Below are 25,913 nucleotides of genomic sequence, written 5' to 3'. Positions count from 1 at the left end.
TCAGCCTTCGAACTGACCGAAAGCTTTTTGCAATTGACGGTTCTTGGCCAAGCGCTCATCGAGCCGATCCCCGTATTTCTCAGCGACGGCCGACACGATGAGATTTAACAGGCAGGCCAATGGCGCAGGCGAATCCCAGAACTGCCCGACATCGGTTTTCAGTTGCAAGAGGTCAAGTGGGTAGTCCCTGGCCCAGGGGCATTGCAGGTCGGTGATCAGGGCCAATGGGAGGTTGTTATCTATGGCCGCGTCGCAGAAAGTCTGAGTCACGCTGGAATAAGCGCGGAAATCCGCAATGATTGCGTAGGGATTGGCAAAGCCGGAGTTCAGGGTTTCTGCGTAGATGCCGGACAGACCATCGACGTAGTAGACCTTGGGCCGGATGTACTCAAGATGGCTATGGAACGCTGTGAGAATCCCTCGAGTGGACTGAATACCGAGGATGAACACTGCATCGGCTTCGTAGATACGTTGCACGATATCGGCGAAGGCGTCGCTGCGCGCTAGACCGTAGACATACCGAATGGCCTCGATCTCACGACTCAGGGAACGATCAAGAGCATCTTGCTGATTGCTTTCGGCACGAAAGGCGCCGATGCGATCAGTGATAAGCCACGACGTGGGTGTTTCAACGCGCAGGCTCTGTTTGATTTCATCGATGTTCTGGTAACCAAGGGATCGAAAAAAACGCCCTACGGAAATCCCAGTGGTGGAGGTCTGCTGCGCGATGCTATCGGCCGACTCGAACGGAAGCTGTTCTGGGTTACCCAACAGATAACTGGCGATCCGCTTGCCAGTCGGGGTCAGGTTGGAGAACTCTCGCTCCAGCAACTGCAGGAAGCTGTTCTTTTCCATGGTTTCAGAGCTCCCGAACGCAAAATGTTACCGCGATGACATTAATTTCTATCGTGTTAAAACAATAACATTCGATTTCGAAGCAATACAATGACTATTTTCAGCAGACGTCCTGCGGGTGATTGTGCTGGGTCTCGATGAATAAGCTGGGTACAGGTGGAGGCAAGTGCGGTTTCGGTGCGTCCTAACGGAGGCTGCGTTCACTGCTTCAAATACACCCCCAGCCCCTCCTGCGAATCCGGCCCAGCGTTGTTCCCAATGACCGCGAAGCCTTTCACCAATTGAATGTGATACGGAGCGTTTTTCTCGGAGACTTGCGGCTCGCGCACGATGATCAGGTTTTCGCTTTCCATCGGTACGATGTGATGCTCGGTCACGCCGCCCTTCAAGGTCACGCTCAATTCCGCGATTTCTTTTCCGTTGGCGTCGCGGTCCGGCAGGATCTTCAAGTCCAGGTCGGCGTCGCGCCCCAGGGCGTCCTGGCGCATCTGGTAATGGCCGCTGCGCTGGTCAGCGTCGACGTCGTCGATTTTGTCGCCATCCAATTCCCGTTCTTCATCGTGCAGCAGGATCGCCAACTTGCTGTCGTCGCCCTGAATGCCGCTGACCCAGGTGCCGGTGTGATTGTAGGGTTCGACTGTTTCCCGGGAGATCCGCCAGGTACCGGTTTGACGACCGTCATCGGCGTATTCGTGGAGGCTGATGAGATCGTCGTCGGCGTCTTCCCGGGTTCCCAGCAGCTTGATCGCTTCGCCTGTGCCAGCCTGGGTGTAGCGCACCTCGCCAATGATCACGGTTCCCTGTACCTGGTACCAGAGCTCTACCGGGGTCCTGGCGTCGAGGGTTCCGGCAAGAATCACTGGATCCTCCTTTTCCGGACCTTCCAGGCTCGATTGTTCGAGCCACTGGCCATCTTTCAATTCACCGGTGGTGCGTCGCGTGTAGCCGCTGGGCATGCTGGTATTTTCGCCCTCCTCGGTCGGCTGGATTTGCTCCTCGGTGTCTGAGTGAAGCAGGACCAACTCGTCGCCGCGCATTTTCCAGTGGGTGGCGCGAGTCCAGCAGCAGTCGCGGTCGGTTTGCGAAAGCAGGACACCGTCCAGCGGGCTGACGGAGAACATGCCTTTGCTGTCCTCCTTTGCCAAACCCGTCAGCGCAGGATTGAGGACCCATTGGGTTTTCTGCGGGTCTTGCAGGTAGACATCGAACGCCGGTTTGTAACTCGCATCGGGATCGTTGCCGTTACGAATCGCCAAGTCCAGGCGGCCATCGAAGTTGAAGTCATCGAAGTACAACAGGCTCTGGGGGCCGAGTAACCAGTTATCGACCTTGCCGTTGCGGTCCACGGGCACATTGCCGGCGGGCGTCTGCAATTGCTGCAGGGCTTGGTGGGTGGTGTTGTCGCGAATGGTGATAAAGGCGTGCGCCAGTTGATGCGGGTCTTCCGGCGGCTCCGGGAACAACACGTCGACCAGGTATTGGCCGCTGCGATCATTCACCGAAAACGCCCTTGGCTCGGCCATGACCGGGGATACCAGCGTCATGGAAAGAAGCACACTGCTGACGAGCGAACGCATCCACCCACTTCCTTGCTGAAATTCGGGCCAGCAGTTTAGCGATTGCCTTGATGCATCGCGAGAAACGACTGTTGCTATCAGATTGGCCCGGACTGTAACTGACGCCCTCCTCGTCATTCGCTTACTGTCGTGGCTCACCCCACGGAGTGATCCCCATGCCGGATACCGCCAATCTCTACCTGTTCGTGGTTGCTGTTGTGCTTCTGCTGATCGTCCCAGGGCCCAACATGGCCTTTGTCACCAGTCATGCGCTGGCCCACGGCTGGCGTGCCGGTATTGCCGCCGCCCTTGGCATTTCCTTTTCGGACGTGCTGATGACGATGATGGTCAGCGCGGGCATTGGTGCGCTGGTGATGAGCTGGGCGCCGGCGTTCGACATCCTGCGCCTGGCCGGGGCTGGTTATCTGCTGTGGCTTGCCTGGCAAGCACTGAGAACGCCAGCAGCGACTCAGGATAGCCAGCTCCAGGTGGCTTCGCTGTGGAAAATCTTCTGCCGGGGCGCCCTCAACAGCCTCTTGAATCCCAAGGCGCTGCTGTTCTTCATGGTGTTCCTGCCCCAGTTCGTCAACGTCAAGGCTGGAGGCGTCAGTGTGCAGTTGATCTTCCTGGGCGCGTTGCTGGCGCTGATTGCACTCGTCTTTCATACGCTGTTGGGTGTTTGCGCCGCTCAGCTCAGGGCGAAGCTGGCAAGCGGCGGGATTTCAAGGCGCCTGGGCACGTATGGTTTTGCCGGGGTCATGGCAGCGCTGGCCGCACGCCTGTTGTTTCTTGACCGCCCGCTTTGACCACTGGCTTCGCTGCGCCAGCGATTGGCCTATGCTTACCCAATCCATTGCGGAGCTGGATCAATGTCGTCCTCGGAAACCACCCTCCTTCAAAGCTGGCACCACAATGCCCAATCCTGGATCGAAGCCATCCGCACGGGGGCCATCGAAAGCCGGCTGACGGTCACGGACCAGGCCATGCTACTGGTGGTGCAGAGCCGCCAGCCCGAGCGCGTGCTCGATCTGGGCTGCGGCGAAGGCTGGCTGTTGCGGGCGCTGGCTGACAGGGGCATCGAAGCGGTCGGTGTGGATGGCGACGCGACGCTGGTCGAAGCGGCCCGGGCGGCGGGTTCCTCGCCGGTGCATCTGGCAAGCTATGACGCACTGGTGCAGGAGAAGGTGGACGTTGGCAGCGGCTACGACCTGATCTGCGCCAACTTCGCCCTGCTGCACCAGGACATCATCCCATTGCTCGCTGCGATGAATGCCCTGCTCAGCCCAGGTGGCGCGCTGGTGGTTCAGACGCTGCATCCATGGACCGTGGCGGCGGGCGATTATCAGGACGGTTGGCGAGAAGAAACCTTCGATGGGTTCAAAGGCCAATGGCAACGTATGCCGTGGTACTTCCGCACCTTGTCCAGTTGGCTCAATGCCCTGGACATGGCCGGTTTCCGATTGGTGCTCCTGCAGGAACCTCAGCATCCACAAAGCCCGGTGCCGCAGTCGTTACTGCTGGTGGCCGAGCAATCCTCGTCATGGCGTTAGCGACTCGACGGTAAAACACCCCGAGCGATACACCCTGCGCGCCTGCAATCCGCGCTTTTGCAGGGTTTTCCTGACGGTTCTGAGAAACATGCCGTGAGACACCACGATCGTGGTCTTCCCCGGTTCGCCGCAACTGTTGTAAAGCTCATCGGCGACACCGAGCGCCCGCTGGTGTTCGGCTTTCCAGCTGGCGGCCCCAAGTGAAATCCCCAGCAACCACAGGATCCTGTGCAAGGCGAACCAATGCCTCACGCCCATTTTCAAGACAGGAATGCTGCTTAACCGCAGGTCGTATTCACGTAGTCGAGCATCCTGTTGGATACGTGTGGCTTCGAATAGCCGGCATGCCGTCGCGTAGGCTCTGTTGACGGGCGAGGAAATGATGTTGGCTTCGGTCGCCAAAAGCGCTTGGGACAAATCCGGTTGGCTCAGAAATGCGGCAATTTCACCCTCATCGATGGACGAGGTCTGATTGTATTCATCCAGCAGCAACTTGGCTGAATGCGCATTGCAGGGCTTGTAATCGATCAGCGGCGTGGCATGGCGTATCAGGTAAATCACAGCGACAGCTCCCTTGTTTTGCCTTGAAAATCCCTTTCGAAGCGCACCTGTATACAGGCAACGGCGCCATTGATCGAGTGCAATGCTCCTTTTATCCAAGGAGTGATGACCCTGTGGCGAGGGAGCCAGTTCTTGTGCCACAGGATCGGTTTTACCAGCGATCTCTTTACCAAAGCGCCATCGTGTAGCTGACGATCAACCGGTTCTCATCCAGGTCGTTGCCAAAATTCGAGCGCACCGTTGCGTTGCGCCATTTCAAGCCGAGGCCCTTCAAGGTTCCATCCTGTACCACATAGGCGATATCCATGTTGCGCTCCCATTCCTTGCCTTCGCCCGGTGCGCTGCGCTGGACGTTGTCGCCGGTGATGTAGCGAGTCATGAAGGTCAACCCGGGTACGCCAATAGCCGCAAAGTTATAGTCATAGCGCGCTTGCCAGGAACGCTCGTCGATGTTGGCGAAGTCGCCGATCTGCACAAAGTTGACCAGGTAGGGATCGCTGCGTCCGATGTACGGGAACGGATCGTCGCCGCTCATGCGCTGGTAGCCCAGGCCCAACGCATGCCCCGCCAGGCTGTAGGTGAACATGGCGCCGAAAGCCTGGTTGTCGAGTTCGCGAAAACTGCCGTCTTCGGTGCTGCGCGAATAGCGCACGTCGCTCTTGAACGACTGGCCTGCGCCCAGGTCCACGGTGTGGACGAAGCCGAGGTAGTTCTGCTGGTAGATGTCTTCCAACAGGCTATAGCGGTATTGCGCCGTGAGGTTCGGCAGGAACTGATAGTCGGCTCCGGCGAACTGGAACTTGTCGCTGCTGCCGCCGATGCGGTTGGCGGTCATGTCCTGGTAATCGGTGGAGTCGACAAAATTGATCTGCGTGAGTTGCCCGGCGGTCAGCTTCAAACGATCGATTTCCTGCACGCTCAACAAGCCGCCCTTGAAGGTTCCCGGCAACAGGCGCGTGTCGTTGGAACTTACCGCAGGGTCCTTGATCTGCAACGTTCCCAACTTCAAGGTGCTGTTGGACACACGGACTTTGGCGGTCAGGCCCAGTTCGCCATAGCGGTCTTGCGAGCCGCCGGACCGATCCGCTGGCAGCAGGTTGGTGCCCGCCGTACCGCCCCCGGAATCCAGTTTGAAACCGGCCATGCCCAAGGCATCGAGGCCGAAACCCACGGTCCCGGCGGTGTATCCCGACTCCATCCGCAGCAGAAAGCCCTGCGCCCATTCTTCAGCCTTGTCCCGTGCCCCTTCGTGGCGGAAGTCGCGGTTGAAGTAGAAGTTGCGGGCCTCCAGGCTGCCTTTGCTGTCGGCGATGAAGTCGGCCTGGGCGTTCGGCACGCCGATCAGGCTCAGGCCCAGCAACGTACCGGCGGGGGTATAAAACCAGGTGGATGTGAAATGCCCCATGGCATGCTCCTTTTTTTAGGACGCGAGCGAACCCTCTCGGGGGCGTTGCAATCGCGTCCGATGGTTGTTGTTTTAAGGGGTGTAGCGGCGTCCGCGCTGTGCGCGGACGTCACGGGTGGTCAGGACTCGAGCTGCCTGCCGCGGGTTTCCGGCAGGCTCAACGCCGCCAGGATCACCACACCATAGGCGCCGGCCGCAAACACGCCGATCCCGGTGCCGATGGGCAAGGTGTTGCTCAACGCGCCGATGAACAATGGGAATAGCGCCGCGATGGAACGCCCGGCGTTGTAGCAGAAGCCCTGCCCCGACCCGCGCATGCGGGTGGGAAACAGCTCGGTCAGGAATGCGCCCATGCCGGCGAAGATGCCCGAGGCGAAGAAACCCAGTGGAAAGCCCAACCAGAGCATCCAGGTGTTATCGATTGGCAATTGGGTGTAGGCCAGGACGATGGCCATGGACCCGACGGCGAACAGGATGAAGTTCTTCTTGCGGCCGATGGCATCGGTCAGCAGCGCACTGGTCACGTAGCCGATGTAGGAACCGACGATGACCATCGCCAGGTAGCCGCCCGTACCGAGCACACTCAGGCCGCGCTCGGTTTTCAGGTACGTCGGCAACCACGTGGTGATGGCGTAGTAGCCGCCCAGCGCACCGGTGGTCAACAGCGAGGCGCGCAACGTCGTGCTGAGCATCCGGGGGGAAAAGATCTCGAAGAAGGCCCAGCGAGAGCCCAGTTCCGGCTTGGCCTGGCGCTGCCGCACCGCATGTTCGAAGGTGTCCGACTCCTTGACCAGTCGACGGATCACCAGCACAAACAGCGCCGGCACCAGGCCAATCAGGAACAACGCCCGCCAGGCGTCTTCCGGCGGCAGGAAACTGAACAGCCCGGCATACAACAGCGCCGTCAACCCCCAGCCCAGCGCCCATCCGGCCTGCACCATGCCCACCGCTTTGCCACGGTCCTTGGAGCGGATCACCTCGCCGATCAATACCGCCCCTGCGGTCCATTCACCGCCGAAGCCAAAGCCCATCAAGGTCCGGGCCACCAGTAATTGCTCGTAATTCTGCGCCAGCCCACACAGGAAGGTGAAGAATGCGAACCACAGGACCGTCAATTGCAGGGTCCGTACCCGGCCGATTCGGTCGGACAGGATCCCGGCGATCCAACCGCCGGCCGCCGAGGCCAGCAGCGTGCAGGTGCCAATCAAGCCGGCGTCGCCCTTGGAAATCCCCCAGGTCGCGATCAGGGTCGGGATGACGAAGCTCAGCATCTGTGTATCCATGCCGTCCAGGGCATAGCCGATCTTGCAGCTCCAGAATGTACGTTTTTCATTTTTCGACAGGGGGCCGTACCAACTGAACGGGCCCGTGCGCCCTGTCCCGGTGGTTACGCAGTCAGTCATGGTCTTTTCCATGGGAGGTTCCTGCGGCAGCAAGCGAAGATGACGGACACGCCTCGTTATTTTTTTGTGAAGGCGTTGTCGTTGGGGATGCGGACGCAGTGGCTGCGTCGTGGAGCGGATTCTTGGTGGCGGATCGGCACAGCGTCAAACGGGAAAAACACCAGATGGGACATAAGAAAATTTGATGCCCCAACGGCCCGATCTGGAGTGACAATTGCAAAACAATTGCAACATAAGAACCACCCGCACCCAGAGAGCCCTCATGAACCTCAAATTCCTCGAAACCTTTGTCTGGGTCGCCCGGCTACAGAGTTTCAGCCTCACCGCCGAGAAGATGTTCAGCACCCAGGCGGCGATCTCCAGCCGAATCGCTTCGCTGGAAGAGGAGTTGGGCCTGCGCCTGTTCGTACGGGATTCGCGCGGGGTTTCGCTGACCCCCGAAGGCCTCAAGGTGCTCGACTACGCCGAGCAGATGCTCGAAGTGCAGCGGGCGTTGAAGCAGTCACTGGACACCACCATTGCGCAGCAAGGCCTGGTGCGCATCGGCGTGATGGATACGGTGATCCACACCTGGCTCAGCCCGTTGATGTCGATGCTGATGCAAGCCTTCCCCGCCGTGGAAATCGAAATCACCGCCGATGCCGCGCGCAATCTCTGTGACCAATTGCAAAAAGGCTACCTGGACATCGTGTTCCAGACCGATCTGGTCCGCCACGAAAGCGTGCGCAACCTGGAATTGGGTCACTACCCCATGCACTGGATCGCCGCCAGCCAGTCGATCTATGCCCGCCCCTACGCGTCACTGGTGGAAATGGCCGGCGAGCGCATCATCACCTTCGTCAAGCATTCGCGGCCGCATCAGGATGTACTCAACCTGTTGTACGCCCATGGCGTGAATGCGCCACGGGTCAGTTGCGTCAACTCGGTGTCGGCCATGACCCGATTGATTCGCGACGGATTCGGCATCGGCGCCCTGCCCGCCGCGCTGGTGGCCAAGCCCCTGGCCAGCGGCGAATTGATCCAGCTCGAACCCGGCACCGCCCTGCCCCAACTCGACGTCGTCGCCTCGTGGCGGGCGGGTGTCGGCCTGGAACTGGTCGAGAACATCGTCCAGATGAGTCGCCAGGTAGTCAGCCAATACGCCGTTGATGTCGGGCCGCAACGCATGGTGGCGGCTCCCGGGCTGAACGGCCAACCACCTCTTGAATAACTTTTAGTTGTCACGGGGTAGCAATATTCCTTGTTGGACGTCATCGCCACGGTGTTCTCAAAGTAGCGAACGAACGCTTGGAGAGCCCCGTAATGATGTCCTTCGAACAACTGCAGCAATGCACACCCCTGGCCCTGCGCCAAAACATCGCCGCCGGTCAGTACCAGGGCCATACCAGCGGCCTGGGCCAGGGCCGCGTGCAAGCCAATATCGTGATCCTGCCCGGCGACTGGGCCAATGAATTCCTGCGCTACTGCACCCTCAATCGCCAGGCTTGCCCGGTGCTTGACGTGACCGAGCCAGGCGATCCGTTCTTCCGTAACCTGGGCGCCGCCATCGATATCCGCCACGAGGTACCTCAATACCGGGTCTACCGCCACGGCGAGTTGAGCGAAGCGCCGCTGGACATCGAACACCTGTGGCAGGACGACCTGGTGGCCTTCGCCCTCGGTTGCTCGTTCTCGTTCGAACAACCCCTGCTGGAGGCCGGCATCCGTTTGCGGCACATTGCGTTGGGGCGCAATGTCGCGATGTTCCAGACCAACATCGACACACGCCCCACCGCCCGCCTGTCTGGCAAGATGGTGGTGACCATGCGGCCGATGAAAGCCGCCGCGGCGATCCAGGCGATCCAGATTACCGGGCGCATGCCCAACGTTCACGGCGCCCCGGTACACATCGGCGATCCGTCACTGATCGGCATTCAATCCCTGGACTCGCCGGATTACGGCGATGCCGTGCCGGTGGAAGCGGACGAGATCCCGGTATTCTGGGCCTGCGGCGTAACGCCTCAATCGGTGGTCCAGGCCTCACGTCCACCGTTGTGCATCACCCACGCCCCTGGCTGCATGCTGGTGACGGACTTATGGAACAGTGATTTGTAAACCTCGGACGAGGCCGTTTTCAACTTGAAGGGACACACGATGAACACCGCTCAGCAATCGATTCAACAGTACATCAGCGCCAAGGACGGCAATCGCCCGCACCTGCTGGATCAGGCTTTTACGCCGACTGCTACGCTGCACATGAACGTGCGCACCGGTTCCATCACGTTTCCCGACCACGTCGAAGGCCGTACCGCCATTGGCGACGTGTTGGTCAGTCGCTTTGGCCAGACCTTCGAAAACGTCTACACGTTCTGCCTGGCCGCCCCGCCGCCGGCAAACGCCGAGGCGTTCCAGTGCAAGTGGCTGGTGGCAATGTCCGACAAGAACAGTGGCGAGGCACGCGTCGGTTGTGGCCTGTATGACTGGCAGTTCGATCCGGCGTCGAGCCTGGTCGAGCGACTGACCATCACCATCGAACACATGAAGACGCTGCCGGCAACCGATCTGCCGATGATCATGGCCTGGGTATCGCGACTGGAGTACCCATGGTGCCAGCCTGAAGCGGTTCTCGATAACGTCCCGGATTCAGGCGCGCTCCAGGATGTTATCCGCTACCTGGAAGATCTTTGATCAGGCCGCCCGTGCGCTTTCAGGAGTCTTGCATGACTGTTTCAAGGAATCGCCCCAAGTGAACATCAAGTTTCTCGAAACCTTCGTCTGGGTCGCCCGCCTGAAGAGCTTTCGCCTCACCGCGGAAAAGCTGTTCACCACCCAGGCGTCCATCTCCAGTCGGATCGCCGCCCTGGAGGACGAAATGGGCGTGCGCCTGTTCGTGCGCGATTCCAAAGGTGTATCGCTGACCTCCGAAGGCCAGCGCGTGCTGGAATACGCCGAGCGCATCATGGACACCATGCAAAGCATGAAAGCCGTGATCAAGGATCCACGCCAGGTGCGTGGCCGAATCCGCATCGGTGCGATGGATACGGTGATCCACACCTGGCTCAGCCCCTTGGTGACGCGCCTGATGGAATGTTACCCGGCCCTGGAAATCGAACTGTCGGCCGACACCGCGAGCAACCTGTGCTCGCAACTGAAAAAAGGCTACCAGGACATCATTTTCCAGACCGACATCCTGCGCCTGGACAGTGTACGCAACGCGCTGCTGACCCGTTACCCGATGCACTGGGTGGTGCGCACCGGCTCCGCCTATGACCGGCCCTATGCGTCGCTGGAGGACTTGTCCCAGGAACGCATAGTGACCTTCTCGCGCAACTCTCGCCCCCACCAGGACATTCTCAACCTGTTGCATTCGGCCAACATCGTCTCGCCCCGCATCAACTGCGTGAACTCGGCCTCGGCCATTACCCGCCTGGTTCGCGACGGCTTTGGCATTGGCGCCATGCCCGCGGCGCTGGTCGTCGGCGAACTGGCCCAAGGCACATTGACCTTGGTGGACGGCGTGCCGCTGCCATCGGTCATGGACATCGTCGCCAGTTGGCGGACCGGCGCGGGAATGGAACGGGTAGAAGACATCGTCAGCCTGACCCGGGAAGTGGTCGGCGAATTCGTCGCACAGTTACCGCCCGGGTATCGACTCGATATGAATTGAGCCGCCCATTCATTTCGTCATCAGATATTCACACCGGTGACATACCGTGGGCACCGATTGATCCCGTCCCTCGATCGGTGAGCTATCTGCCTGATGCAAGCATTCCTGAAAAACAGAACGCCCGAAGCGCCGGCTACAACGCCAAATCATAGGGAACACAGGCATGACGCGCAGAACAGCGACAGGTCCCGTGAAGGAGAGATCTGTGTCCGGTTCCTGTCGTGTGCAGACATCCCCTCGCTGCTTGAGCTCGAACAACGGAAATGGACGGACGACCAGCGGGCCGATGCCGCCATGCTGGCCTCCCGAATCGCCGCATTCCCGGCCCTGAGTGTCGGTGCGTTTTGCACACGCAGCGGCACCGCGCGGGCATCGCTGTTCATGAAACCGACCCGGCACGACCATATTCGCCAGTGTCCGACCTGGGCAGATTGCGCGAGGAAGCAGCACGGTGACGAATCGGCCAGAACGGATGCGTTGTTTGGCATTAGCCTGAGCAGCGTCGACCCGAAAGCGGCCAATGCGATTTTCGAGTTCTTCTGGCCCTACGCGCTGAAACAAGGCTGGTCGGTCATCTACCTGGGATCTCCTGTCCCGGGCCTAAGGGATTGGCGCTCGAAAAACCCCGGCTTCACAGAGGCGCACTACATCCTGAGTAAACGCCAGGGAGTGCCGTTGGACCCACAGCTGCGGTACTACTTCAAGAAAGGCTTTCGCAAGATTGTCGCCATCAAAGACAACTACTTCCCCCATGAGCCTTCGCTGGATGTCGGCGTGCTGCTCCAAGGCAAAGTGCCGCTGTCGGGCCTTTCGTTCATCTGGAAGAGAGTTCCGTTGCCCTGGTTGCAACGCATGAAAAAACTGGTCTTCGTGTGCCTGTGAGTACCTCCCGGGCTCTAGCCGTTGCCCGTGCAGTGGCTTTTCCTTCATCGAGCAGCAATCTTCCCAGCTACCTATTCATGCTGCTGTGCGTCCTCAATACCGCCGCGATCGGCTGGCTGGCGACGCAGGAGGCATTCACATGGCTGGCTGTCGCACCGCTGATCGTGCTGCAGGCGATCCTGATGATCGGTGTCCAGGAGATCAAGCATCAAGGCGTGCATCGCCAGTTCCTTGTGGGCACACCTCTCAATGAGGCGGTGGGTGTGTTCGCGGCGGGCATTTTTGCGGCAAACTTCGTGGGCTACCGCTACTTCCACCTCGAACACCACCGCAAGACCTGCCAGGCCGATGATCCCGAAGGCTTGATGTACGAACAGACCTGGCCGACCCGCTGGATCAGCCTGCTGGGTGCCGCGGAGCAACTCTGGGTGGCGATTTCCACCAACAGGATCTCCCGCCGCTACCTGCCGCCGAACGCGGTCTGGCGCTGGCGCTGGAACAACGCCGTGATCGGCGTTTTTGCGGCTGCGCTGGCGTTCGGTCTCTATGAGGCGCCTCGACTGGTCGTCTGCATCTATCTGCTCCCTTATTGCCTGTTTGCCTGGATGGATTTCTGGCTGACGCAGGCCGAGCACTATGGCGTACGGATCTCGGCCCAAGGCCCGCGACGCGCGCCCTGTGAGATCACCACGGACGTGCGCCTGCCAAAGATCCTCTCCTGGCTGATCCTGCATCGTTCGCTGCATCGCACCCACCATCATGCGCCGGCAACCCGTTGGTTCCACGCCTACGCGCAATCGAGGGTACTCGCCAAAGACAATCCCGGTGGCACGACAGGGCTGCCCGCGTTCGTTGCGACATGGATGCGACTCGGTCCCCGACTCTGGAAATAAGCCATGAAAAACAACTGCGAGCCCTTCTGGAACGACACACCGATCAGGACCTACCTGTTCGATGCCTTTTCGGTGCTGCTCCCTGCCGGCGAACAATTTGTGATTTCAGTGGTGCAATCATCCGCTTTGCAGTTGCCGCCAAACTCGCCACTGGCTAACCAGTCGCGCGACTTCGTGGCCGAGGAACGCGCCCACCAGCGAGCCCATCGTCTCTACAACCAACAACTGGAAAGGCAGGGTTTTGACGTCAAGAAATACGAACGCGAGATCGAAAAGGACCTCGATGCCCTGCGTGCCAAACTGTCACTCCATGCGCAGCTGTCCCTGGCCGCGGCGTTCGAGCATGTGACGGCCGTCACCTCGCGGATCGCCTTGCGCAGTGGTGGGCTGCTGTCTACCAGCACCTCCCCGCAAACACGCCTGTGGCGCTGGCACTGCGCCGAAGAAGTGGCTCATCAGCACGTCACCACCGATCTACTCCAGGCGTTGGGTGTCCCTTATTGGCAGCGGATTGTCTATTTTTTGGCCGCATCGGCGCTGATGAGCTTCGATGTCCTGCGGCATCTGCATGGTTTTGCTCGCTGGGACATGGCCCGCGGCCGCGTCAGCGCCAGGCAGCTGGGATGGGCCACGGGGCGCCTGCTACTGCGCGATGGTGCGAACTTGGTGCTGCTGGCAAGCGGATGGGGCGCCTACTTTCTTCCGCTGAAAACGACTGCGGTGGCAGGCTGTAAGTGAACTGCAATATCCCCGATTTATTCTGGACCAAGCGCACTGCGGCGAACGCTGGTTGTGCATGTCGCCCGCTCGGAAAGTTCCAGGGAGTTCGCCATGAAAATCAGCGTATTCGGAAGTGGTTACGTAGGCTTGGTGCAAGCTGCCGTGTTGGCCGAAGTGGGCCATGACGTGGTGTGCATGGACATCGACGAGCGCAAGGTCGACAGCTTGCGCCAAGGCCAGGTGAGCATTTACGAACCTGGCCTGGCCGCGCTGGTGCGTGAAGGCCTGGAAGCTGGCCGCTTGCATTTCACCTGCGACGAACAGCTCGCCGTGCAGCACGGCCAGGTGCTGTTTATCGCCGTGGGCACGCCTTCCCGGGAAGATGGCAGTGCCGATCTGAGCCAGGTCCTGGCCGTCGGCGAGGCCGTCGCCCGCTACCGCGAGCAACCGCTCATTGTGGTGGAGAAGTCCACCGTGCCGGTGGGCACCGGCGACGTTCTGCGGGGGCACATCGACAAATGCCTGCTCAAGGCCAGTCGCCTGCTGCAGTTCGATATTGTTTCCAACCCCGAATTCCTCAAGGAAGGCTCGGCGGTCGCCGATTGCCGTCGTCCGGATCGCATCGTGATCGGCTGCGAGCGCGATGAAGTGCGCGAAACCATGCGCGACCTGTACGCCCCGTTCAACCGCAACCACGATCGGGTCTTGTTCATGGACCTGCGCAGCGCCGAGCTGACCAAATATGCCGCCAACGGCATGCTGGCGACCAAGATCAGTTTTATCAACCAGATCGCCGAACTGGCCGAACACCTGGGGGCCGACATCGAGTCCGTGCGCCTGGGCATCGGCGCCGACTCGCGCATCGGCTATCACTTCATCTACCCGGGATGCGGCTACGGCGGTTCGTGCTTTCCCAAGGACATGCGTGCCCTGATCCACACGGCCGAGCAGGCTCATTGCTCCAGCGACCTGCTGCAAGCGGTGGAAGCCATCAACGGGCGGCAGAAACACAAGCTGTTCGAGCGGATCAACGCGTTCTACCAGGGCGACCTGCGCGGCAAGACCTTCGCCCTCTGGGGCCTGGCCTTCAAGCCCAACACCGACGACATGCGCGATGCTCCGAGCCGTACCCTGCTGGAGTCGCTCTGGGCCGCGGGAGCCAGTGTCCGAGCCTTTGACCCAGAGGCGATGCAGCAGACGCAATTGCTCTACCCCGACGAGCCCCGACTCATGCTGATGGGCACGCCGGAATCGGTGTTGCCGGGGGCCGACGCATTGGTCATCTGTACCGAATGGCAACCCTTCAAGGCGCCGGACTTCGACCTGATCCAACAACGGCTCAAGGCCCCGGTGATTTTTGACGGTCGTAACCTTTTCGATCCGGAGCGCATGGCCGACAAGGGTTTCACCTATTTCCCGATGGGTCGCGGGCAGTCGCGCAACCTGCCTATCGCCCAGCAAACGTGGTTCCCGGCTTCGAGAAGCGCGTGACCTGTGGGCGTTACCTCAAAATTAATGCACTCAACCAGCATTAATATGAATTTGTAAGCAAGAGTTGTGAGCGGCACACTGTGCACCGTTCCTCCCCCAACTGTTGGAACACTTAAAGGGCTTTCTGGGACTCTCCCGTAAGCCCCTTTTTTTGTTCGTTTTTTGGATTTTCGCTTAATGCTTTCTCGCTGGTTCCCCGCCGCTATCAATACCCGTCCCACCGAGTGGAGCCGCGCCGCCATCGGCATGGCGCTGGGGACGATGTTCAGTGTCTGGCTTTGTGGCCAGGTATTCGGCCTCGAGGTGGCGCAACACCTGATCGGCCCCCTCGGCGCCTCGGCGGTGCTGTTGTTTGCGGTGTCATCGGGCGCCCTCGCCCAGCCCTGGTCGATTGTCGGCGGTTACCTGTGTGCGTCGGTCGTCGCGCTGCTGGTGGCCCATGTACTGGGCCGTACGCTGGGTAGCGCCTGCCTGGCGGCGGGCATGGCGCTGGTGTTGATGTGCTGGCTGCGTTGCTTGCATCCGCCGGCAGGCGCCCTGGCGGCGACGCTGGTGCTGGCCGCCCCGTCTATCATTGCCTTGGACTGGCAAGCCGTTGGTGCGGCGATGCTGGCCGGTTCCGGGTTGCTGGCCTTTGCGCTGGCCTATAACAACCTGACGCGGGTGCGCTATCCCAAGCGTGCCAGCGAACCGGTGGCCGTCATACCGGCTGACCACCCTCCCGTCGACCGCCAGGCGATCACAGCCGAAGACCTGAAACTGGCCTTGGCGGAAATGGAAGCATTCTTTGACGTCACGCCGGAAGATCTTGAGCAGTTGATCCACGCCAGCGAGCGAAATGCCAAGCGCCGCAGCATCGCGGAGGTTCTCTCTAGTCGCGGCTGAGCCTGCGGCTGCTATAAATATGCAGAAAGGACCTGCACGTATCCCGGTTGTGCAATGCAAATTTGCACTGTTACGATCCTGAATAGGTACGCGCGACACAATTCATAAAGAAGAATAAAAGCAGGGAGTTAGCGATGACAGCTCAGGTTTCATCACACGCTGCGGGAACCCTCGACACCGCGGCCTATGAGGTGCTGGTCGACGTTCGCAATCACATTGGCCATTTGACCCTGAACCGCCCCGCCGGCCTCAATGCCCTCACCCTGGGCATGGTGCGCAGCTTGCAGCAACAACTCGATACCTGGGCCCTGGACCCACAGATCCGCGCCGTGGTGCTGCGGGGCGCGGGCGAGAAGGCGTTTTGCGCCGGCGGCGATATCCGTTCGTTGTACGACAGCCACAAGCAGGGTGACACCCTGCATGAAGATTTCTTCGTCGAGGAATACGCCCTCGACCTGACGATTCATCACTACCGTAAACCAATCGTCGCCTTGATGGATGGCTTCGTGCTGGGCGGCGGCATGGGGCTGGCACAAGGTGCCGACCTGCGGGTGGTGACCGAGCGCAGCCGCCTGGGCATGCCGGAAGTCGGCATCGGGTATTTCCCGGACGTAGGCGGCAGCTACTTCCTGCCGCGCATTCCTGGCGAACTGGGGATCTACCTGGGCGTCAGCGGCGCGCAGATCCGCGCGGCCGACGCCTTGTATTGCGGGCTGGCCGACTGGTATCTGGACAGTCGCAAGCTTGAACAGCTCGATGCGCGCCTCGATCGCCTGGAGTGGGGTGATACGCCACTCAAGGACCTGCAGAGCCTGCTGGCCAAACTCGGTGTGCAACAGCTGCCTGCCCCGCCCCTGGCCGATCTGCGGCCAGCCATCGATCATTTCTTTGGCCTGCCCGACGTGCCGAGCATGGTCGAGCAGTTGCGCCAGGTCACCGTCGCCAACAGCCATGAATGGGCAATAAAGACCGCTGACCTGCTGGACAGCCGCTCTCCCCTGGCCATGGCCGTGACCCTGGAAATGCTGCGGCGCGGTCGGCATTTGAGCCTGGAAGACTGTTTTGCCCTGGAACTGCATCTGGATCAGCAATGGTTCGAACGCGGTGACCTGATCGAAGGTGTACGCGCCTTGCTGATCGACAAAGACAAGAACCCGCGTTGGAACCCGCCGACCCTGGAGGCGCTGGACGCCGACCATGTGACGAGTTTCTTCGAGGGCTTCGACGACCACGGGAACTGAGCCATGCATGACCTCGAACTGACCGAAGAACAAGTGATGATCCGCGACATGGCCCGGGACTTCGCCCGTGGTGAAATCGCCCCCCATGCCCAGGCGTGGGAAAAGGCCGGCTGGATTGACGACGGCCTAGTGGCGAAGATGGGTGAGCTGGGCCTGCTGGGAATGGTAGTGCCGGAAGAATGGGGCGGTACCTACGTCGATTACGTCGCCTATGCCCTGGCCGTGGAGGAAATCTCCGCAGGCGACGGTGCTACCGGCGCACTGATGAGCATCCACAATTCGGTGGGTTGCGGGCCGGTGCTGAATTTCGGCACCGACGAACAAAAACAGACATGGTTGGCCGACCTCGCCAGTGGCCAGGCCATTGGCTGCTTCTGCCTGACCGAGCCCCAGGCCGGCTCCGAAGCCCACAACCTGCGCACCCGGGCCGAATTGCGCGATGGCCAATGGGTCATCAACGGCGCCAAGCAGTTCGTCAGCAATGGCAAGCGAGCGAAACTGGCGATCGTGTTTGCCGTGACGGACCCGGAACTGGGCAAGAAAGGCATTTCAGCGTTCCTGGTGCCCACCGATACGCCGGGCTTCATCGTTGATCGCACCGAACACAAAATGGGCATCCGCGCCTCGGACACCTGCGCGGTCACCTTGAGCAATTGCACCATCCCCGAAGCCAACCTGCTGGGGGCTCGCGGTAAAGGCCTGGCCATCGCCCTGTCCAACCTGGAAGGCGGCCGCATCGGCATCGCGGCGCAAGCCTTGGGCATCGCCCGCGCGGCGTTCGAAGCGGCGCTGGCTTACGCGCGTGATCGCGTCCAGTTCGACAAGCCGATCATCGAGCACCAGAGCATCGCCAACCTGCTGGCCGACATGCACACCCGCATCAACGCCACCCGCCTGCTCATCCTCCACGCCGCCCGCCTGCGCAGCGCGGGCCAACCTTGCCTGTCAGAAGCCTCCCAGGCCAAGCTGTTTGCCTCGGAAATGGCCGAGAAAGTCTGCTCCTCGGCCATACAGATTCATGGTGGTTATGGGTATCTCGAGGATTATCCGGTGGAACGCTACTACCGCGATGCGCGGATTACCCAGATTTATGAAGGGTCGAGCGAGATACAGCGGATGGTCATCGCTCGGGAGTTGAAACACTACCTGGTGTGATGGCTGGGAAAGCATCGCGAGCAGGCTCGCTCCCACAGGGACTTTGGTCGAGCTCCAATTTCGGCTCCACACAAACCCAATGTGGCGAGGGAGCTTGCTCCCGCTGGTCTGCGAAGCAGGCCTCTGCATTTTTTCAGCCGAACCACATGATCCGGTTTGCGACTGCTACGCAGCCGAGCGGGAGCAAGCTCCCTCGCCACGGGTTATGGGGTGTCTGGGCTGACGCCATCGCGAGCAGCCCGGCTCCCACAGGGACTTTGGTCGAGCTCCAATTTCGGCTCTACACAAACCCAATGTGGCGAGGGAGCTTGCTCCCGCTGGTCTGCGAAGCAGGCCTCTGCATTTTTTCAGCCGAACCACATGATCCGGTTTGCGACTGCTGCGCAGCCGAGCGGGAGCAAGCTCCCTCGCCACGGGTTATGGGGTGGCCGCCTTACTTGTCCTGGAACTCCGCCGCGCGCTTGGCCACGAATGCCGCCATGCCTTCTTTCTGATCTTGCGTCGCAAACGCGGCGTGGAATACACGCCGCTCAAAACGCACGCCTTCGGACAGGCTGACTTCAAACGCACGGTTGACGCTTTCCTTGACCATCATGCTGATGGGCACCGACTTGGAGGCGATCAACGCGGCGGTTTTCAGTGCGTCATCCAGCAGCTCATCGGCCGGTACGATCCGCGCCACGATACCGCAACGCTCTGCCTCCACGGCATCGATGAAGCGCCCGGTCAGGCACATTTCCATGGCCTTGGCCTTGCCCACCGCCCGGGTCAGGCGCTGGGTGCCGCCCATGCCTGGCAGCACGCCGAGGTTGACTTCCGGCTGGCCGAACTTGGCGTTGTCGCCGGCCAGGATGAAGTCGCACATCAACGCCAGCTCACAGCCACCGCCCAAGGCAAAACCGTTCACCGCCGCGATGATCGGCTTGCGACGGTTGGCCACGCGGTCGCTGTCGCTGAACAGGTCGTCCAGGTAGATCTGCGGGTAGGTCAGCTCGGCCATTTCCTTGATATCGGCACCGGCGGCAAAGGCTTTTTTCGAGCCGGTCAGCACGATGCAGCCAATCTTCGGATCAGCCTCCAGGCTATCCAGCGCCTGGTTCAGTTCGCTGACGATCTGCGCGTTCAAGGCGTTCAAGGCCTGGGGACGGTTGAGGGTGATCAGGCCGACGCGGTCCTTGATCTCCAATAAAATCGTTTCGTAGCTCATGCAGGACTCCTGTTCAAAGATTGCGCGAAATGACCATGCGCTGAATGTCGCTGGTGCCTTCGTAGATCTGGCAGACCCGCACGTCGCGGTAGATGCGCTCCAGCGGGAAGTCGTTCAGGTAACCGTAGCCGCCCAGGGTTTGCAATGCCATGGAGCAGACTTTTTCAGCCATTTCCGAGGCGAACAGCTTGGCCATGGAGGCCTCCACCAGCGCTGGCTGGCCGCTGTCTCGCAGGGCAGCGGCGTAGTGCACCATTTGCCGGGCCACGGCGATCTGGGTCGCCATGTCGGCCAGGCGGAACGCCACGGCCTGGTGTTCGATGATCGGCTTGCCGAAACTGGAGCGTTCCCGGGCATAGTCCCGGGCCGCTTCGAACGCCGCGCGGGCCATGCCCACCGCTTGCGCCGCGATGCCCACGCGCCCGCCTTCCAGGTTCGCCAAGGCGATCTTGTAGCCCTCGCCCTCCTCCCCCAGGCGATTGCCCACCGGCACCTTCAAATCCTCGAAGAGGATCTGGCAAGTGTCGGAGGCATGCTGGCCGAGTTTGTCTTCGACCCGCGCGACGCTGTAGCCCGGCGAATCGGTCGGCACGATGAACGCACTGATGCCACGCTTGCCTGCGCTCGGATCGGTCACCGCAAACACAATCACCACCCCGGCGTTCTGCCCGGAGGTGATGAACTGCTTGCAACCGTTGAGCACGTAATGATCCCCCTCCAGCCGCGCCCGCGTCTTGAGGCTGCTGGCGTCCGAACCGGCCTGGGGCTCGGTCAGGGCGAAGGCACCAAGCATCGCGCCACTGGCCAGGGGCGTGAGGAATTTCGCCTTCTGCTCATCGTTGCCGAACTTGAGGATCGGCACGCAGCCCACCGAATTGTGCACACTCATGATGGTCGAGCACGCGCCGTCGCCGGCGGCGATTTCTTCCAGGGTCATGGCATACGCCAGGTAACCGGTGTCGCAACCGCCCCACTGCTCCGGCACCAGCATGCCGAAGAAGCCCAGCTCGGCCATTTCATCGATGGCTTCCCGGGGAAAACGGTGCTCGCGGTCCCATTCGGCGGCGAACGGTTTCAAGCGTTCCTCGGCGAACTGCCGGGCCATGTCGCGGATTTGAGTCTGTTCTTCAGTCGCAAGCATGGTAATTCCTTAATACAGGCATTCGACGGCCATGGCCGTGGCTTCGCCGCCACCAATGCAGATCGCCGCGACGCCGCGCTTGAGACCCTTCTGGCGCAGGGCTGACAGCAGGGTCACCAGGATCCGTGCGCCAGACGCGCCAATCGGGTGGCCCAGCGCACAGGCGCCGCCGTGGACGTTGACCTTGTCATGGGCAATCTCCAGCTTGTCCATGGTCACCAGCCCGACCACGGCAAAGGCTTCGTTGACTTCGAACAGGTCGACTTGATCCAGCGACCAACTGGTTTTCTGCATCAGCTTCTTCACGGCGCCAATCGGTGCGGTGGGAAACAGGCTCGGAGTATCGGCAAACGCCGCGTGACCGTGGATCACCGCCAGGGGCTTGAGGCCACGCTGGGCAGCCTGGCTCTGGCGCATCAGCACCAGGGCTGCGGCACCATCGGAAATGGAACTGGCGTTGGCCGCCGTCACCGTGCCGCCCTCGCGGAACGCCGGTTTGAGCGAGGCGATCTTGTCGATCCGCGCTTTCGGCGGCTGCTCGTCGTGGCGAATGGTCACTTGTTCCTTGCCGACCATGACCTGCAACGGCACGATCTCGGCATCGAAACTGCCGTCCTTGATCGCCTGCTGGGCGCGGGTGGTGGACGCAATGGCGAAGGCATCCTGGGCCTCGCGACTCAAACCATTGGCCTCGGCGCAATCTTCGGCGAAAGTGCCCATCAGCCGACCTTTGTCGTAGGCGTCTTCCAGGCCATCGAGGAACATGTGGTCAAGCACCCGGCCATGGCCCATGCGATAACCGCCGCGGGCGCGATCGAGCAGGTACGGCGCGTTGGACATGCTCTCCATGCCGCCGGCCACCACCACCTCGGCGCTGCCGGCGATGAGCATGTCGTGGGCCAGGATCGTCGCTTCCATGCCCGAACCGCACATCTTGTTGAGCGTGGTGCAGCGGGTCGACTTGTCGAGCCCGGCGCCCAGTGCGGCCTGACGTGCCGGTGCCTGGCCCTGGCCGGCGGCGAGCACGCAACCGAACAGCACTTCTTCAACCGCACCCGGCGCGATACCGGCCCGCTCCACGGCGGCCTTGATGGCGGCGGCACCGAGTTGCGGGGCGGTGAGGCTTTTCAGTTCGCCCTGGAAACCGCCCATGGGGGTACGGACGGCACTGACGATGACAATAGGATCGTTGGACATCATGAATCCTCCTTACTTATTTGGCTGCCATACGCAAGGCACCGTCGAGACGGATCACCTCGCCGTTGAGCATGCTGTTCTCAATGATATGCCTGGCCAGCGCCGCGTACTCGGACGGTTTCCCAAGGCGTGGCGGAAACGGCACGCCAGCGGCCAGGGAATCCCGCACCTCGGGTGTCATGCCGGCCATCATCGGGGTTTCGAAAATCCCCGGGGCAATGGTCATCACCCGGATACCGAAGCGCGCCAGTTCACGGGCGGCTGGCAACGTCAGGCTGGCGATGGCGCCTTTGGAGGCCGCGTAGGCGGCCTGGCCGATCTGGCCGTCGAAGGCCGCTACCGAAGCGGTGTTGATGATCACGCCACGTTCGCCATCGGCGTCTGCCTCGGTTTCGGCAATGGCCGCAGCCGCCAGGCGCAGCAAGTTGAAGCTGCCGATCAGGTTGACGTTGATCACCTGGCTGAAGCTGTCCAGCCCGTGGGGGCCGTTCTTGCCGAGGATCTTCTCGCCGCGCACGATACCGGCGCAATTCACCAGGCCATTCAGACCACCGAACGCATCGACCGTGGCCTGGACCGCCGCTTCAGCCGCCGCTTCGTTGCTGATATCGGCCACCACGCTCTGGCAGCCCAGTTTTTGCGCCTGGGCGGCCACGGCGTCGGCGTTGAGGTCCACCAGCATCACCTTGGCGCCGGCCTTGACCAGCATTTCAGCGGTGGCCGCGCCGAGGCCGGACGCGCCGCCGCTGACGAGGAAAATCTTGTTGTCGATCTGCATCATGGTTTCCTTGGGTTCAAGCTGAAACGTTCTGCGCCGCGGCCTCTTGAGCCTTGGCGATTTCCTGGTTGCGCAAGATAAAGCGCTGCAACTTGCCGCTTGGGGTTTTCGGCAAGTCGCTGACAAATTCGATTTCACGGGGATACGCATGGGCCGCCAGGCGCTTGCGCACATGCAGGCGCAATTCCTCGGCCAGCTCCGGTGAGGCGCGATATTGGGTGCTGAGCACCACGAAGGCCTTCACCAGCTCGGTGCGTTCCGGATCGGGCTTGCCGATCACCGCCGCTTCCACCACGGCCGGGTGTTCGATCAGCGCACTTTCCACGTCGAACGGACCGACCCGGTAGCCGGAGGTAGTGATCACGTCATCGCTACGGCCGACGAAGCTGATGCTGCCGTCGGGGTTAAGCTCCACGGTGTCGCCGCTCAAGTAGTAGTCGCCAACGAAGGCCTTGGTCGGCGCACCTTCGTAACCGGCGAACCAGCACATGGGCGACTGGCTGCGGTCCACCGCGAGAATGCCCGGCTGGCCCACGCCCAGCTCGCGCTGGTTTTCATCCAGCACCACGATCCGATGGCCCGGCGAGGCAAAACCGGCCGCCCCCAGATGTACCGGATGTTCCAGCCCATGGTGGTTGCACAGCACCATGCCTAGTTCGGTCTGGCCATAATGGTCGTGGATCACCACGTTCAGATTATCGGCGAACCAACGGATCACCTCCGGGTTCAACGGCTCACCAGCGCTGCTGACGATGCGCAGCTTGCCCTTGATCGAGCGGGCAAACTGCTCGCCCCCGGCGATCAACAGCCGATAGGCAGTGGGCGAGCCGGTCAGGTTGGTGATGCCGTATTTGTTGATGACCCGGCAGGTGCTTTCCAGGGTGAACGGGCCATCGTAGAAAGTAATCGGATGTCCCATGGCCAGCGGCCCGGTCACGCCGAAATAAATGCCGTAGGCCCAACCGGGGTCGGCGACGTTCCAGAAGGCGTCTTCAGGTCGCAGGTCCACCGCGTCACGGGTGTAGCTCTGGAACGCAACGATGGCCTTGAGTGGCACCGACAGCGCCTTGGCAGGCCCTGTGGTGCCGGAGGTGAACATCAGCAGGAACGGGTCTTCGCCGGTGAGCATCAGCGGTTCGCACTGGCTGGAGTGGTTCGCCACTTCGGCCCAGAAACTGTAGTCGCCGCGCACGATGCCCTGGCCCTTTTCACCACCGACCGTGACGATGGTGGGGCAACCGGCGACTTCATTGAGCTTGGGACGGTTGACGGCGTCGGTCACGACGATCCGTGCGCCCGAGCTGCCGACGCGGTGCTCGATGGCCTTTGGCCCGAATGCGGTGAACAGCGGTTGATACACCGCTCCGATACGCCAGGTGGCGAGTACAACGATCAAGAGTTCCGCGGTGCGCGGCAGCAGGCCGGCCACTTTGTCGCCCTTGCCGACGCCTTGGGCGCGGAGGAAATTGGCGAACCGCGCGGCGTTGTCCTGCAGGTCACGGTAAGTCCAAGTCGCATCGCTGCCGTCACGGCCCTCCCAGAACAAGGCGATGCGCCCCGGCAACGCATGCCGGTCGCAACACTCGACACAGGCATTGAGCGCCTCGAGCGAGCCGTGCAGCGCGGCGTTGACGGTTTGCAGGTAATCGAATTGCGAAGTGGCGGACGAATAATCGCGCATGACCAGCATCCCTCTGTGTTTTTTATTGGTTGGGGGAACCGTGGATAGCAGGCAAATACTCGCGCCGAAGGGCTGTGGCGGCAATGGTCAAAGCTTTCAAGTTGCTTGACTGGTTTGGCCATGGTTCAGGGGTGTGTTGCCTGTCGCCCCCCCTGTGGCGAGGGAGCTTGCTCCCGCTGGGCTGCGCAGCCGCCCCAAAGCAGTCAACTCAATCAGCCTGACACACCCGGTTGTCCGGTTTTGGGGCCGCTCCGCGCCCCAGCGGGAGCAAGATCCCTCGCCACAGGGCAGTTTTCAGCCACTACAAAGGATGCGTCCATGTGAATGAGTAAACCTTTTCCGGCGTCCCTGGCGACATTCCCACCCAGGAGCGTCACTAGTGTCCGGTAAAATCTTTTCAGAGCTGAAGGTTACCTTGGGTAGCCTTCAGCTCTGTTTGCTTCTGCCTTCGGTCTTCAAGGCGTTCGATGCTCAATGGGCGTTCGAACAAGCTGTGGGTCAGCCTAATAGCAAAGTCTGAAATAGGCCCCGAACATCCTGAGCGGTGCTGATAAAGGTGCAGCAAAAGGTAGGTAATCAAGGCGCTGTAGATCTGCAGACGAACGGCATTTTCGGAGAAGCCGAAATATCGTTTTAACTTGAGGTTTTGCTTGATCCACTTGAAAAACAACTCGATCTGCCAACGTTGTTTGTACAGATCAGCGACCTCCTCAGCTGAGCGAGAGAAGTCATTGGTAACCAGCACCAGTGGCGTTTCATGGTCGTCTCGACGAACCTGAATCCGGCGCACAGCCTGATCCTGATAGTGATTCGGACGTCGAGTGTTCAGGTATTTCTTACCGAACAGCACCGATTCGTCTGCCTCAATGAATTCCGGTGCATCGTCTTTTCTCAAGCTTTCTACCTGCTTCAGGTTGGCGTTTTTTTTCAGCCGTGTGACGAAGAAAGAGCCCAACTGATCGATCTGGTACCACCAGTTGTAGTCGCAGTAACCCTTATCGAAAACGTATGTCATACCCGCTTCAAGAGGCATGGTCAGGGCATCGCTCAGATCGTTGACGTTGGCGGCGGTGATGTTCACGTAAGTCGGGGCTGTTTGCCGTGGATCGATTGCCACATGCACCTTCAGGCCTTGAGTTATGCGGGTTTTCGTCGCGGTGGTCCATTCGTCAAAACCGGGTCCACGCAGGCTGATTGAGGTCGAATCGATCAAGGTGATCATCGCTTCGAGCGACTTGCGCTGTTTGCGACCAACACCTTGAAGCAGGTGCTCGCAGGCCAGGCGAAACGGTTCAGAGCTGCGCTTACTCAAGGCATCGCAAAGGGTTGAACGCACCATGTTCTTGGCGTTTAGGTGATAACGATGGGGTTCCAGCGACTGTGAAGCTGTCGCCAACGTGCGCAAGCTTTTAGCTTGGACAAGCTGACCGTAAATCAGCGTGATAAGTAGATCCCAGGAAGTGAACTGCTTAGCGTAACGATCAGCACCACAGCGTTTGACGGCTGCCTTGAAGAGCTGATGAGGAAGGGCCTGGAGCATTTGTGCAAATCGCGTGCTGCTGAACATGGGCGAAAATCGAGTCTGAAAAACCTGATTATTGCTTAAGACGCAGGCACAGCAAGGGGGAGCAAGCTCCCCCTTCAGTTTTTACCGGACACTAGTGAC

24 protein-coding genes are annotated in these 25,913 nt (G+C 60.7%); 13 read left to right on the top strand and 11 right to left on the bottom strand.

Features of this window, described 5'->3' with window-relative positions; all coding sequences use genetic code 11:
* Both BM300_RS10025 and BM300_RS10020 read right to left on the bottom strand, forming a co-directional pair.
* Complete coding sequence (locus BM300_RS10025; protein ID WP_092143349.1) at positions 1 to 855, bottom strand: MurR/RpiR family transcriptional regulator; 855 nt, start codon at positions 853 to 855, stop codon at positions 1 to 3.
* A 200-nt stretch (positions 856 to 1,055) separates the two neighbouring features.
* Positions 1,056 to 2,432 carry an XAC2610-related protein gene (locus tag BM300_RS10020; RefSeq protein ID WP_092346419.1) on the bottom strand — a complete coding sequence of 459 codons (1,377 nt, stop codon included), beginning with the start codon at positions 2,430 to 2,432 and terminating at the stop codon, positions 1,056 to 1,058.
* A gap of 155 nt (positions 2,433 to 2,587) precedes the next feature.
* Here BM300_RS10020 and BM300_RS10015 point away from each other — a divergent pair, with 155 nt between their 5' ends.
* A complete protein-coding gene (locus BM300_RS10015; RefSeq protein WP_072345288.1) occupies positions 2,588 to 3,217 on the top strand; it encodes a LysE family translocator in 630 nt (209 codons plus the stop codon).
* 63 nt (positions 3,218 to 3,280) lie between these two features.
* On the top strand, positions 3,281 to 3,961 hold the full coding sequence (locus BM300_RS10010; RefSeq protein ID WP_092224478.1) for a class I SAM-dependent methyltransferase: 681 nt from the start codon (positions 3,281 to 3,283) through the stop codon (positions 3,959 to 3,961).
* Here the strand turns inward: BM300_RS10010 and BM300_RS10005 are convergent.
* The 3 genes from BM300_RS10005 to BM300_RS09995 form a co-directional block, all read right to left on the bottom strand.
* Entirely contained in the window at positions 3,950 to 4,522 is a 573-nt protein-coding gene (locus BM300_RS10005) for a phosphoglycerate mutase family protein (protein ID WP_092346425.1), read from the bottom strand. The two genes, BM300_RS10010 and BM300_RS10005, sit on opposite strands and share 12 nt — an antisense overlap.
* 166 nt (positions 4,523 to 4,688) lie before the next feature.
* Positions 4,689 to 5,927 carry an OprD family porin gene (locus BM300_RS10000; protein WP_092412967.1) on the bottom strand — a complete coding sequence of 413 codons (1,239 nt, stop codon included), beginning with the start codon at positions 5,925 to 5,927 and terminating at the stop codon, positions 4,689 to 4,691.
* 119 nt (positions 5,928 to 6,046) lie between these two features.
* Complete coding sequence (locus BM300_RS09995) at positions 6,047 to 7,330, bottom strand: MFS transporter (protein ID WP_170862041.1); 1,284 nt, start codon at positions 7,328 to 7,330, stop codon at positions 6,047 to 6,049.
* A gap of 262 nt (positions 7,331 to 7,592) precedes the next feature.
* Here BM300_RS09995 and BM300_RS09990 point away from each other — a divergent pair, with 262 nt between their 5' ends.
* The 11 genes from BM300_RS09990 (at position 7,593) to BM300_RS09940 (ending at position 18,243) form a co-directional block, all read left to right on the top strand.
* Positions 7,593 to 8,540, top strand: a complete 948-nt coding sequence (locus BM300_RS09990; RefSeq protein WP_092346427.1) for a LysR family transcriptional regulator — start codon at positions 7,593 to 7,595, stop codon at positions 8,538 to 8,540.
* Positions 8,541 to 8,632: 92 nt separating this feature from the next.
* Complete coding sequence (locus tag BM300_RS09985; RefSeq protein ID WP_092462723.1) at positions 8,633 to 9,424, top strand: putative hydro-lyase; 792 nt, start codon at positions 8,633 to 8,635, stop codon at positions 9,422 to 9,424.
* A gap of 39 nt (positions 9,425 to 9,463) precedes the next feature.
* Positions 9,464 to 9,997 carry a hypothetical protein gene (locus BM300_RS09980; protein WP_092462721.1) on the top strand — a complete coding sequence of 178 codons (534 nt, stop codon included), beginning with the start codon at positions 9,464 to 9,466 and terminating at the stop codon, positions 9,995 to 9,997.
* A 58-nt stretch (positions 9,998 to 10,055) separates the two neighbouring features.
* Positions 10,056 to 10,976 carry a LysR family transcriptional regulator gene (locus tag BM300_RS09975; RefSeq protein ID WP_092462719.1) on the top strand — a complete coding sequence of 307 codons (921 nt, stop codon included), beginning with the start codon at positions 10,056 to 10,058 and terminating at the stop codon, positions 10,974 to 10,976.
* Between the two features lie 93 nt (positions 10,977 to 11,069).
* On the top strand, positions 11,070 to 11,858 hold the full coding sequence (locus BM300_RS09970) for a hypothetical protein (protein ID WP_092462717.1): 789 nt from the start codon (positions 11,070 to 11,072) through the stop codon (positions 11,856 to 11,858).
* A 77-nt stretch (positions 11,859 to 11,935) separates the two neighbouring features.
* Positions 11,936 to 12,751, top strand: coding sequence for a fatty acid desaturase family protein (locus BM300_RS09965; protein ID WP_256575820.1), 816 nt, complete (start codon positions 11,936 to 11,938; stop codon positions 12,749 to 12,751).
* A 3-nt stretch (positions 12,752 to 12,754) separates the two neighbouring features.
* Entirely contained in the window at positions 12,755 to 13,489 is a 735-nt protein-coding gene (locus tag BM300_RS09960) for a metal-dependent hydrolase (RefSeq protein ID WP_092462713.1), read from the top strand.
* Between the two features lie 93 nt (positions 13,490 to 13,582).
* Positions 13,583 to 14,962, top strand: coding sequence for a UDP-glucose dehydrogenase family protein (locus tag BM300_RS09955; RefSeq protein ID WP_092462711.1), 1,380 nt, complete (start codon positions 13,583 to 13,585; stop codon positions 14,960 to 14,962).
* 177 nt (positions 14,963 to 15,139) lie between these two features.
* Complete coding sequence (locus BM300_RS09950; RefSeq protein WP_092346437.1) at positions 15,140 to 15,847, top strand: HPP family protein; 708 nt, start codon at positions 15,140 to 15,142, stop codon at positions 15,845 to 15,847.
* Between the two features lie 134 nt (positions 15,848 to 15,981).
* A complete protein-coding gene (locus BM300_RS09945; protein WP_092462709.1) occupies positions 15,982 to 17,088 on the top strand; it encodes an enoyl-CoA hydratase/isomerase family protein in 1,107 nt (368 codons plus the stop codon).
* Positions 17,089 to 17,091: 3 nt separating this feature from the next.
* Positions 17,092 to 18,243 (top strand): acyl-CoA dehydrogenase family protein, encoded by a 1,152-nt coding sequence (locus BM300_RS09940; RefSeq protein ID WP_092224459.1) that lies wholly within the window; start codon positions 17,092 to 17,094, stop codon positions 18,241 to 18,243.
* A gap of 433 nt (positions 18,244 to 18,676) precedes the next feature.
* Here the strand turns inward: BM300_RS09940 and BM300_RS09935 are convergent, their stop codons facing one another.
* The 6 genes from BM300_RS09935 to BM300_RS09910 all read right to left on the bottom strand — a co-directional run bounded on the left by BM300_RS09935 (position 18,677) and on the right by BM300_RS09910 (position 25,814).
* A complete protein-coding gene (locus BM300_RS09935) occupies positions 18,677 to 19,450 on the bottom strand; it encodes an enoyl-CoA hydratase (protein ID WP_063321225.1) in 774 nt (257 codons plus the stop codon).
* Between the two features lie 13 nt (positions 19,451 to 19,463).
* Entirely contained in the window at positions 19,464 to 20,591 is a 1,128-nt protein-coding gene (locus BM300_RS09930; protein ID WP_063321224.1) for an acyl-CoA dehydrogenase, read from the bottom strand.
* Positions 20,592 to 20,600: 9 nt separating this feature from the next.
* On the bottom strand, positions 20,601 to 21,788 hold the full coding sequence (locus BM300_RS09925; RefSeq protein WP_092462833.1) for an acetyl-CoA C-acyltransferase: 1,188 nt from the start codon (positions 21,786 to 21,788) through the stop codon (positions 20,601 to 20,603).
* A gap of 16 nt (positions 21,789 to 21,804) precedes the next feature.
* Positions 21,805 to 22,566, bottom strand: coding sequence for an SDR family NAD(P)-dependent oxidoreductase (locus BM300_RS09920; protein ID WP_092224457.1), 762 nt, complete (start codon positions 22,564 to 22,566; stop codon positions 21,805 to 21,807).
* A 16-nt stretch (positions 22,567 to 22,582) separates the two neighbouring features.
* Complete coding sequence (locus BM300_RS09915) at positions 22,583 to 24,247, bottom strand: AMP-binding protein (protein ID WP_092224627.1); 1,665 nt, start codon at positions 24,245 to 24,247, stop codon at positions 22,583 to 22,585.
* A 397-nt stretch (positions 24,248 to 24,644) separates the two neighbouring features.
* Entirely contained in the window at positions 24,645 to 25,814 is a 1,170-nt protein-coding gene (locus tag BM300_RS09910) for an IS4 family transposase (protein WP_092462707.1), read from the bottom strand.
* Between the last annotated feature and the right edge of the window lie 99 nt (positions 25,815 to 25,913).

This window comes from Pseudomonas sp. NFACC46-3, assembly GCF_900114515.1.
GTDB lineage: Bacteria > Pseudomonadota > Gammaproteobacteria > Pseudomonadales > Pseudomonadaceae > Aquipseudomonas > Aquipseudomonas fluorescens_Q.
Note: the sequence above shows the minus strand (reverse complement) of the source record. Positions and strands in the feature narration are given on the sequence as shown.